Genomic DNA, 11947 nt, shown 5'->3' with positions numbered 1-11947 from the left:
CTCACCGGCCGGTCAGTTGCCCGCACTCGCCCACCGTCTCGGCGGTCTGCCCGAGCCCGAGCGGCGCCGACTGGTGCTCGACCTCGTACTGGCCCAGGTCGCCGAGGTGCTCGAGATCGGCACCGCCGAGGACGTGCATCCCGACCGCGCCATCCGCGAGCTGGGACTGCGCTCCCTGACCGCCGTACAGCTGCTGCTGCGGCTCAGCCGGATCACCGGCGTCAAGCTGCCGACGACGGCCATCTACGACTACCCGACCGCCCGGGCCCTGGCGGACGTGCTGGTCGACGCGGCGGGCGGGAAGCACGTCGCCCTCGCCGACGACGACGAGCCCGTGCGGCGCGCCGCTGACGACGATCCGATCGCCGTGGTCGGCATGGCCTGCCGCTACCCGGGCGGGGTGACCACGCCCGACGAACTGTGGCGGGTGGTCGCCGAGGGGCGCGACGCGATCTCGTCCTTCCCCGAGGACCGGGGCTGGGACCTCGCCGCGCTCGCCGACCAGTCGGGACCGGCCGCCAGCCTCACCCGCCACGGCGGATTCCTTGAGGACGTGGCCCTGTTCGACGCGGGGTTCTTCGGCATCAGCCCGCGCGAGGCGCAGCTGATGGACCCGCAGCAGCGGCTGCTCCTGGAGACCTCCTGGGAGGCGCTGGAGCGCGCCGGCGTCGAGCCCGGCTCGTGGCGCGGCGGCAAGGTCGGCGTGTTCGTCGGCGCCAACGCGCAGTCGTACTCATCCCTGCTCGCGGGCGTCCCCGAGGGCGGCGACGGCCACGCGCTGACCGGCCGCCTCTCCAGCGTGCTGTCCGGGCGCATCGCCTATGTGCTGGGCCTGGAGGGTCCCGCGGTCACGGTCGACACGGCGTGCTCGTCCTCGCTGGTCGCCATCCACATGGCCGTACGGTCGCTGCGCTCGGGCGAGTCCACGATGGCGCTCGCGGGCGGCGTGACCGTGATGCACACCCCCGAGCTGTTCGTCGACTTCACCAAGCAGGGCGGCCTCTCCGCCGACGGCCGCAGCCGCTCGTACGCCAAGGCCGCCGAGGGCCTCGGCTGGTCCGAGGGCGTCGGCGTGCTGCTGCTCGAACGCCTCTCCGACGCGCGCCGCAACGGACACGAGGTCCTGGCGCTGCTGACCGGCAGCGCGACCAACCAGGACGGCGCCTCCAACGGCCTGACCGCGCCGAGCGGCGCGGCCCAGCAGCGCGTGGTGCGGCAGGCGCTCGCCGACGCGGGCCTTCGCGCCGCCGACGTGGACACGGTCGAGGGCCACGGCACCGGCACCAGGCTGGGCGACCCGATCGAGGCGCAGGCGCTGCTCGCCTCGTACGGGCAGGACCGCGACCGGCCGCTCTGGCTGGGCTCGCTGAAGTCCAACCTCGGCCACATGCAGGCCGCGGCGGGCGTCGGCGGCGTCATGAAGATGGTCCTCGCGCTGCGGAACGGCGTGCTGCCGAAGACCCTGCACGTGGACGCGCCGTCGCCGCACGTGGACTGGGTGTCGGGCGCGGTGGAGCTGCTGACCGAGGCCCGGGACTGGCCGCGCACCGACCGGCCGCGCCGGGCGGGTGTGTCCTCGTTCGGTGTGAGCGGGACCAACGCCCATGTGATCGTGCAGGAGGCGCCCGAGGCCGTACCGACGGAAGCTCCCGAGGCCGTACCGGCGGAAGCTCCCGAGGCCGGGGCTCCCGAGACGGAGGCCGGGGCTGCCGAGACCGAAGCCGGTGCCGTTCCCGCGCCCGTGCCGTGGACGCTGTCCGCGCGCACCGAGGACGCGCTGCGCGCCCAGGCCGCCCGGCTGCGCACCTTCGTCGCCGCCGACCCCGAACTGACGCCCGCCGACGTGGGCCTGTCGCTGGTGACCCGCCGTACGGCGTTCGACCACCGCGCGGCCGTCGTGGGCCGTGACCGCGCCGAACTCCTCGCCGGTCTCGACGTGCTGGCCTCCGGCGGCGCCGACCCGGCAGTCGTGCGCGGCACCGCCGGGGCCGACGGCCGTGTGGTCTTCGTCTTCGCCGGCCAGGGCGGGCAGTGGCTCGGCATGGGCGTGGAACTCCTCGACAGCTCGCCGGTGTTCGCCGAGCGGATGGCCGCGTGCGAGCGCGCCCTGGCCCCGCACCTCGACTGGTCGGTCGTCGACGTCCTGCGCGGCGTCGAGGGTGCGCCGCCGCTGCGCCGCGTGGACGTGGTCCAGCCCGTCCTCTTCGCGCTGATGGTGTCGCTGGCCGCGGTGTGGCGCGCGCACGGCGTGGTGCCGTCCGCCGTGGTCGGGCACTCGCAGGGCGAGATCGCCGCCGCCTGCGTCGCGGGCGCCCTCAGCCTGGACGACGCGGCGAAGATCGTCGCCCTGCGCGCCAAGGCCGTGGTGGACCTGCCCGGCCGCTGCGGCATGGGCTTCGTGTCCGCGCCCGCCGCCGACGTCGAGAAGATGGTGGAGCGCTGGGCGGGACGGCTCGGCGTGGCCGCGGTCAACAGCCCCCGCTCGCTTGTGGTCGCCGGCGAGCGCGAGGCGCTGGAGGAACTGCTCGACCTCTGCGACGACGAGAACCTGCGCGCGGGCCGCGTCGCCGCCGACTACGCCTCGCACTCCCCGCAGGTCGAGGCCGTCCGCGAGCGGCTCCTCGGCGAGCTGAAGGGCATCAGGCCCCGCGACAGCGAGATTCCGCTCTACTCCACGGTGACCGCCGACTGGGTCGACGGCAGCGAGCTGGACACCCGCTACTGGTACCGGAACCTGCGCGAGCCCGTGCGCTTCGCCGACGCCGTGACGGGACTCCTGTCCGAGGGCTACCGCGGCTTCGTCGAGGTGAGCCCGCACCCCGTCCTGACCGTCGCCATGCAGCAGACCGCGGAGGCCGAGGGCGTGGAGCTGCACGTCGCCGCGACCCTGCGCCGGGACGAGAGCGATCAGCAGAGGTTCACCCTGTCCCTGGCCGAGGTGGCCGCGGCGGGCGTGCCGGTCGACTGGCGGCCGCTGTTCGACGCGGCCGGCGCGCGACCGGTCGAGCTGCCCACGTACGCCTTCCAGCGCGAGCGCTACTGGCTCGCCCCGGGGACGGCCGGCGCGGGCGACCTCGCCGCCGTCGGCCTGGTCGCGGGCGGACACCCGCTGGCCGGCGCCGAGGTCGAACTGCCCGACGACGGCGGCCTCGTCCTCTCCGGCCGGATCACCCCCGACGCGTACCCGTGGCTGGCCGACCACGCCGTTCTCGGCACGGTCGTCGTCCCGGGCACGGCCGTCCTCGAACTGGTCGCCCACGCGGGCGCCCGGCTGGGCTGCGGCCGGATCGAGGAACTCACCCTGGCCGCCCCGATCGGCGTTCCCGCCGACGGGCTCGCCCTGCGCGTGACCGTACGCGGCGCCGACGAGGACGGCCGGCGCGCCGTCGCCGTCCACGCGCTCGCCGACGGCGACTGGACCCCGCACGCCTCGGGCGTGCTGGCCCAGGACGAGCCGCTCGCGGCCGTCGAGGGGACGTGGCCGCCCGCCGACGCGCGGCCCGTGTCCCTGGACGGGCTGTACGACCGGTTCGCCGGACGCGGCTTCGGCTACGGCCCCGCCTTCCGGGGGCTGCGAACGCTGTGGAGCCGCGCCGCCGAAAGCGCCGAAAGCGCCGAGAACAAGGCCGGTGTCGCCGAGGTCTTCGCCGAGGTCGAGCTGCCCCAGGGCGTCGACGCGGCGGGGTTCGCGGTCCACCCGGCGCTCCTCGACGCCGCCACCCAGGCCGTGCTCGCCGCCGAGCCCGACGACTCCCCGGTGCTGCTGCCGTTCTCGTGGAGCGGCGTGACGGTGCGCCCGAGCGCCGCCCGCGTGCTGCGGGTGCGCGCCGCACGCGTCGGCGGCGACGAGGTACGGCTCACCGCGACCACCACCGACGGCACGCCCGTCGTGGAGCTGTCCGCGCTGCGGCTGCGGCCCGCCTCGGCCGACCAACTGCGCGCCGCGACGGCCGCGGGCACCCGGGACGCGCGGTTCCGTGTGGACTGGGTGGCCGCGGAGCCTGCCCCCGTCGCACGCCGCGCCGTGGTCGGTGCGGGCGCGGCAGGCCTCGAAGGCCCCCTGCACGCCACGCTCGCCGACCTCACCTCCGTACCGGAGCTCGTCCTCGCCCCGGTGACGACCGGCGCCGATGCGGTCGGTGACACCCACCGGGCGACCGCCGAGGTGCTCGGCCTGCTGCGGGAGTGGCTCGCCGACGAGCGGTTCGCCGCCGCCCGGCTCGCCGTGGTGACGCGCGGCGCCGTCGCCGTCCGGCCCGGCGAGGCGCCCGACCCGGCCGCCGCCGCCGTGTGGGGACTCGTACGCTCCGCGCAGACCGAGCACCCCGACCGCTTCCTGCTCGTCGACACCGACGGCGTGGCCGACTCGCTGCGTGCCGTGCCGACCGTGGGCGACGAGCCGCAGTCCGCGCTCCGCGAGGGAGAGCTGTCCGTCGCACGGCTGGCCCGCGCGGCCGACGACACGCTGCGGCCGCCCGCCGGGGCGGACGCCTGGCGCGTCGACGTCGTGCGGCCCGGCTCCATCGACGGCGTCGACGCAGTCGCCGCGCCCGACGCCACCGCTCCGCTCGCACCCGGTCAGATCCGCGTCGCCGTACGGGCGGCGGGCCTGAACTTCCGCGACGTCCTGTGCGCGCTCGACATGTACCCCGACGAGGTCGACGCCATCGGCTCCGAGGCCGCGGGCACCGTGCTCGAAGTCGGCGCCGACGTGACCGACCTGGCCGTGGGCGACCGCGTCCTCGGCATGGTGCCGGGCGGGTTCGGGCCGCTGGCCGTGGTGGACCGCCGGCTCGTCGTCCCGGTACCCGAGGCCTGGACGTGGGTGGAGGCCGCGGCGCTGCCGTCGGCGTACGCCACCGCCCGGTACGGGCTTGTCGACCTCGCCGGCGTACGGCCCGGGGACCGCGTCCTCGTGCACGCCGCCGCCGGCGGCGTCGGTCTGGCCGCGGTCCGGCTCGCCCGTCTGCTCGGCGCGGAGGTGTTCGCCACGGCGAGCCCGGCCAAGCACGGGGTGCTCCGGGCGGAGGGCCTGGACGAGGAGCACATCGCGTCGTCGCGGACCACCGAGTTCGCCGAGCGGTTCCCGGCCGTGGACGTGGTGCTCAACTCGCTGGCGGGCGAGTTCACCGACGCCTCCCTCGAACTGCTCGCCGACGGCGGCCGGTTCGTCGAGCTCGGCAAGACCGACCGCCGTGACCCCGCGGCGCTGCCCGGAGTCACGTACCGCGCCTTCGACCTGATGGAGGCGGGCCCCGAGCGCATCCAGAGCCTGCTGACCGAGGTCGTCGCCCACGTCGCCGCCGGCGAGGTGCGCGGCCTGCCCACCCGCACCTGGCCGCTGTCCGACGCCCGCGCCGCGCTGCGGTTCATGGCGCAGGCCCGGCACACCGGCAAGATCGTGTTCACCGTCGCCCCCTACGCCGACGGCACGGTGCTGCTCACCGGCGCGGGCGTCCTCGGCGGCCTGCTGGCCCGGCACCTGGTCGAGGAGCACGGTGCCCGGCACCTGGTCCTCGCCAGCCGCCGGGGCGCCGACGCGCCGGGAGCCGCCGAACTGGTCGCCGAACTGGCCGAGTCGGGTGCCACCGCCCGGTTCGCGCGGTGCGACGTCACGGAGCGCGCCGACGTCGACGCGCTCCTGGCGAGCCTGCCCGCCGAGCAGCCCCTGACCGCCGTCGTGCACACCGCGGGCGCCCTCGACGACGGCGTGCTGACCGCGCTGACAGCCGACCGGCTGCCCGCCGTACTGCGCCCGAAGGCCGACGCCGTCCAGCACCTGCACGAGGCGACCCGCGAGCGGGGTCTCTCCGCGTTCGTCCTGTTCTCCTCCGCGGCCGCCACCCTCGGCACACCCGCCCAGGCCAACTACGCCGCCGCCAACGCGTTCCTCGACGCCCTCGCCGAGCGACGCCGCGCCGAGGGACTGCCCGCGACCTCCCTCGCGTGGGGCCTGTGGGCCGACGCCACCGGCCTCACCGGGCACCTCGACGCCGCCGACGTGGCACGGGCGGGCCGGGGCGGCATCGTCGCGATGGCCTCGGCCGAGGGCCTTGCCCTCTTCGACGCGGCCACCCGCACCGGGGACGCCGTGACCGTCACCGCGCGCCTCGACCTCGCCGCCCTGCGGGCGGGAGCGGCGCCCCGGCTGCTGCGCGGCCTGACCGGAGCCCCGGCCGGGCCCGCCGCCTCCTCGGTCGCGCGCCCCGTCGACGACGCCGCCGCCCTCGTCGCGCGGATCGCCGCGCTGCCCGCGACCGAGCGCGCGCACGCGCTGCTCGATGTCGTCCGCGGTCACGCCGCCGACGTACTCGGCTACGCGGGGCCGGGCGCCGTGGACTTCGCGCGCGGCTTCAAGGAGCTGGGCTTCGACTCGCTGACCGCCGTCGAACTCCGCAACCGGCTCGGCGCGGCCACCGGGCTTCGGCTGGCGACCACGCTGGTCTTCGACCACCCGACGCCGGCCGCGCTCGCCGAGCACCTGCTCGCGTCGCTGATGCCGAGCGAGGCCGAAGGCGCCGCCGCCGACCGGCTCATCGCCGAACTGGCCCGCCTGGAGGGAGCGTTCGCCGCGCTGCCCGCCGACGGAGCCGACCGGACACGCGTCGCGGAGCACCTGCGCCGACTGGCCTCCCGCTGGGACGCCGCCGAGTCCGGAGAAGGAAACGACGCGGCCGCGCTGGACGCCGCCACGGCGGACGAGTTGTTCGACCTGATCGACCGGGGGATCGCATGACCGAGCGGACCGACCGACCTGGGGGTGCGCCCAAGGCCGACGAGGCGAAGCTGCTCAGCTACCTCAAGCAGGTCACCGGCGACCTGCAGACCACCCGGCGCAGGCTGCGGGAGGTCGAGAGCCGCGACAGCGAGCCCATCGCGATCGTCGGCATGGCCTGCCGCTACCCCGGCGGCGTCGCCTCCCCCGAGGACCTGTGGGAGCTGATCGCGAACGAGACCGACGCGGTCTCGGAGTTCCCGGCCGACCGCGGCTGGGACATGGCCTCGGTCTACGACCCGGACCCGGACCGGCCGGGCACCTCGTACGCCCGTGAAGGCGGCTTCCTCACCGACGCCGCCGGCTTCGACGCGGGCTTCTTCCGGGTCGGCCCCCGCGAGGCGCTGGCGATGGACCCGCAGCAGCGACTGGTCCTGGAGACCGCCTGGGAGGCGCTGGAGCGCGCCGGGATCGACCCCGACGGCCTGCGCGGCAGCGCGACCAGCGTGTACGTCGGATTCAGCAGCGAGGACTACTCCGACATCGCCGGTGCGGCGGGCACCCAGCTGGAGGGCTACGTCGTCACCGGCACCTCGCCCAGCGTGCTGTCCGGCCGGCTCTCCTACACCCTCGGTCTCGAGGGCCCGGCCGTGTCGATCGACACGGCGTGCTCGTCGTCGCTGGTCGCGCTGCACCTCGCGGTGAGGTCGCTGCGGTCGGGCGAGTCCACGATGGCGCTCGCGGGCGGCGCGACCGTGCTGTCGACCCCCGCCGTGTTCACCGAGTACAGCCGCCAGCGCGCGCTGGCCGCCGACGGCCGCTGCAAGGCGTTCGCCGCGGCCGCCGACGGGTTCGGCTTCGGCGAGGGCGTCGGCCTGCTGGTACTGGAACGCCTGTCGGACGCGCGCCGCAACGGCCACCCCGTCCTCGCCGTCGTACGCGGCAGCGCGATCAACCAGGACGGCGCCAGCAGCGGCCTCACCGCCCCCAACGGGCCCTCCCAACAGCGCGTGGTGCGCCAGGCGTTGGCGGACGCGGGTCTCGCGTCCTCGGACGTGGACGCCGTGGAGGCGCATGGCACGGGTACGCGGTTGGGTGACCCGATCGAGGCGCAGGCGCTGTTGGCGACGTATGGGCAGGGTCGTGAGCGGCCGTTGTTGTTGGGTTCGGTGAAGTCGAACATCGGCCATGCGCAGGCTGCTGCGGGTGTGGCGGGTGTGATCAAGATGGTGCAGGCGATGCGGCATGGTGTGCTGCCTCGGACGCTGCATGTGGATGAGCCGTCGCCGCAGGTGGACTGGTCGGCGGGCGCGGTGGAGCTGCTGACCGAGGCACGGGAGTGGCCGGAGACGGGTGCTCCGCGTCGGGCGGGTGTGTCGTCGTTCGGCGTCAGTGGCACGAACGCGCATGTGGTCCTGGAGGAGGAGCCGCCGTTCGACGCGCCGCCGGTGGAGCCCGCGGTGCGGGATCTTCCGGTGGTGCCCTGGATCCTGTCGGCCGATTCGGCCGCGGGCCTGCGTGCCCAGGCGGAGCGTCTCGCCGCGCACGGCTCTGCGCTCGAAGCCGATCCGCGTGATGTGGCGTTCGCGCTGGGGACGACGCGTTCGGTGCTGGGGCATCGGGCTGTGGTGCTCGGTGGGGACCGGGCGGAGCTGTTGGCCGGTCTGTCCGCGCTGGCAACGGGTGCTGAGGCGCCGGGTGTCGTGCGGGGTGTGGCGGGCGGCGACGGTCGTGTGGCGTTCGTCTTCCCCGGTCAGGGTTCGCAGTGGGTGGGCATGGGGGCCGAACTCCTCGATACGTCACCGGTGTTCGCCGCGCGGATGGCCGAGTGCGCCGAGGCCTTGGCTCCGTACGTCGACTGGTCGCTGCTCGATGTCGTCCGGGACGGGGTCGACCTGGACCGCGTCGATGTCGTGCAGCCGGTGCTGTGGGCCGTGATGGTGTCGCTGGCCGAGGTGTGGCGCTCGTACGGTGTGGTGCCGTCGGCCGTGGTGGGGCACTCGCAGGGCGAGATCGCCGCCGCGTGCGTGGCGGGAGCGCTCTCGCTGTCCGACGGCGCGCGGGTCGTGGCCCTGCGCGGGTTGAGCCTGGTGCGACTGGCGGGTTCGGGTGGGATGCTGTCCGTCGCCGCGCCGGAGGCCACGGCGCGCGAGCTGCTGGCGCCCTGGGCGGACCGCGCGGTGGTCGCGGCGGTGAACAGCCCGGGTTCCGTCGTCGTCGCGGGCGAGGCGACCGCCCTTGACGAACTGGCCGCCCTCTGCGGGGAGAAGGGGGTGCGTGCGCGGCGTGTCGCGGTGGACTACGCGTCCCACTCGCCCGCCGTCGACGTGCTGCGCGAACGCTTGATCGCCGACCTCGCCGACGTCGCCCCCACGGCCGGAACCGTCCCGCTGTTCTCGACCGTGACGGGGGACTGGATCGAGGGCACCGCGCTGGACGCCGAGTACTGGTTCCGCAACCTGCGGGAACCGGTGCGGTACGCCGACGCCGTGGCGGGTCTTCTCGCCCAGGGCTACCGGGGCTTCGTCGAGTCCAGCCCGCATCCGGTGCTGGCGGTCGGCACACAGGAGGCCGTGGAGGCGGCCGACGCGACGGCCGTCGTGGTCGGCTCGCTCCGGCGGGACAGCGGCGGACTGCCGACCCTGCTGAGCCACCTGGCCGAGGCCCATGTCGGCGGTGTACGGGTCGACTGGGCCGCGTTCCACGCCGGCACGGGCGCGCGGGCCGTCGCGTTGCCGACGTACGCCTTCCAGCGCGAGCGCTACTGGCCGCCGGTCGACGGCATCGTGCGCCCGACGGCCGTGTCCGCCCCCGTGGAGCTGCCCGCCGAGGCCGGCACCACGACCACCTGGCGCGACGGCCTCGCCGGGCTGCCCGCGGCCGACCGCCGCCGCAAGGCGCTCGACCTGGTGCGCGCCCGGACCGCCGTCGTGCTCGGCCACGCCGACCCGGCGGCCGTCGAGCCGCAGCGCGGCTTCAGCGACCTCGGCTTCGACTCCCTGGCCGCGCTGCGCCTGCGCACCGCGCTCAACGAGGCGACCGGCCTGAGCCTGCCGACCACCGTCGTCTTCGACCACCCTGACCCCGCCGCGCTCGCCGCGCACCTGCTCGCCGAACTGGACAGCGCCCCGGCGGCGCCGCCCACCACGGCCCGTACGCCCGAACGCGCCGCCGTTCCCGCGCCCGCCGTTCCCGCGCCCGCCGTTCCCGCGCCCGCTGTTCCCGCGCCCGCCGTTCCGGCCTCCGTCCGCGCCGCCGACACGGACGAGCCGCTGGCCGTGGTCGCGATGGCCTGCCGCTTCCCCGGAGGCGTCGACGGACCGGACGACCTGTGGCGCGTCCTGGCCGAGGGCCGGGAGGTCATCGGCGACTTCCCCGCCGACCGGGGCTGGGACCTCGACGGCCTGTACGACCCCGATCCCGACAAGGCGGGCAGCAGCTATCTGAGCAAGGGCGGATTCCTCGACGGCGCCGCCGACTTCGACGCCGCCTTCTTCGGCGTCAGCCCGCGCGAGGCGCTGGCGATGGACCCGCAGCAGCGCCTCTTCCTGGAGATGGCGTGGGAGGCCTTCGAGCGTGCGGGCATCGACCCGCTCGGCCTGCGCGGCTCCGCCACGGGCGTGTTCGCCGGCGTCACCGACCAGCGCTACGACACGCGCCACGGAGTGGTGCGCAACGGGGTGGACGAGGGACTGCTCGGCACGGGCAACTACGCCAGCGTGCTGTCCGGACGGGTCTCCTACACCCTCGGCCTCGAAGGCCCGGCGATCAGCGTGGACACCGCCTGCTCCTCGTCGCTGGTGGCGCTGCACCTCGCGGGGCAGTCGCTGCGCAGCGGCGAGTCCTCGCTCGCGCTCGCCGGCGGCGTGATGGTCATGTCGACCCCGCGCGCGTTCGTGGAGTTCTCGCGGCAGCGCGGCCTCTCCCCGGACGGCCGGTGCAAGGCGTTCGCCGCCGCCGCCGACGGCATCGGCTGGTCCGAGGGCGCGGGCGTCGTGCTCCTGGAACGGCTGTCGGACGCGCGCCGCAACGGCCACCCCGTCCTGGCCGTGGTGCGCGGCTCGGCGATCAACCAGGACGGCGCGTCCTCCGGGCTCACCGCGCCCAACGGCACGGCGCAGCAGCGGGTCATCCGCGCCGCCCTCGCCGCGTCGGGCCTCGCCGCGTCCGACGTGGACGTCGTCGAGGCGCACGGCACCGGTACGACCCTGGGCGACCCGATCGAGGCCAACGCCCTGCTGGCCACCTACGGGCAGGAGCGCGAACGGCCGCTGCGGCTCGGCTCGCTCAAGTCCAACATCGGCCACACCGGCCCCGCCGCAGGCGTGGCGGGCGTCATCAAGATGGTGCTCGCGCTGCGCGCGGGCGAGGTCCCGAGGACGCTGCACGTGGACGCGCCCTCCCCGCACATCGACTGGGCCTCAGGATCCGTCGAGCTGGTGACCGAGGCCGAGTCGTGGGCCCGGTCCGACCGGCCTCGCCGCGCGGGCGTGTCCTCCTTCGGCGCCAGCGGCACGAACGCGCACCTGGTCCTCGAGGAGGCCCCCGAGGAGGAACCGGCCGCCCCGACGTCCGAGCCCGAGTCCCGCTGGGTGCCGTGGGCCCTGTCCGCGCGGTCGGACGCGGCCCTGGCCGCCCAGGCCGCCCGGCTCGCCGAGCGGATCGAGGCCGAGTCCGGGCTCGAACCGGTCGACGTGGCCTGGTCGTTGGCCGCGTCCCGTGCGTCGCTGCCGCGCCGCGCGGTCGTCGTCGCCGCCGACCGTGCGCAGGCGCTGCGCGGTCTGGCCGCGCTGGCGGCCGGGGAGCCCACGGATTCCGTGGTCACCGGCACCGCCGACTCCGCCGACGCGGGCGTCGTGTTCGTCTTCCCCGGTCAGGGCGCTCAGTGGGTGGGCATGGGGGCGGATCTCCTCGATGCCTCCCCGGTGTTCGCGGCGCGGATGGCGGAGTGTGCCGAGGCCTTGACGCCGTTTGTCGACTGGTCGTTGCTGGACGTCGTCCGGGACGGGGTCGGCCTGGACCGCGTCGATGTCGTGCAGCCGGTGCTGTGGGCCGTGATGGTGTCGTTGGCCGACGTGTGGCGTTCGCATGGTGTGGTGCCGTCCGCGGTGGTCGGGCACTCGCAGGGTGAGATCGCGGCCGCGTGCGTGGCGGGGGCGCTCTCGCTGTCCGACGGCGCGCGGGTCGTGGCCCTGCGGTCGAAGGTGATCGGTGAGCGGTTGGCCGGTCGGG

1 protein-coding gene and 1 pseudogene (1 of these 2 running past the window's edge) are annotated in these 11947 nt (G+C 75.7%); both read left to right on the top strand.

What is annotated here, in order from left to right:
• Positions 1-142: 142 nt before the first annotated feature.
• A pseudogene (locus ACWCO8_RS03855) lies at positions 143-6736 on the top strand (SDR family NAD(P)-dependent oxidoreductase); the annotation flags it as partial.
• Positions 6733-11947 carry the 5' portion of an SDR family NAD(P)-dependent oxidoreductase gene (locus ACWCO8_RS03850; protein WP_451030761.1) on the top strand. 7505 nt of this gene lie beyond the right edge of the window, so only the first 5215 of its 12720 coding nucleotides appear in the window; the start codon lies at positions 6733-6735; its stop codon lies beyond the right edge, outside the window. The pseudogene ACWCO8_RS03855 and the gene ACWCO8_RS03850, both read left to right, overlap by 4 nt.

The sequence above is a fragment of the Streptomyces sp. NPDC001927 genome, assembly GCF_053594455.1.
The sequence above is the reverse complement of the archived record's forward strand: the minus strand, read 5'-3'. Positions and strand labels throughout refer to the sequence as shown.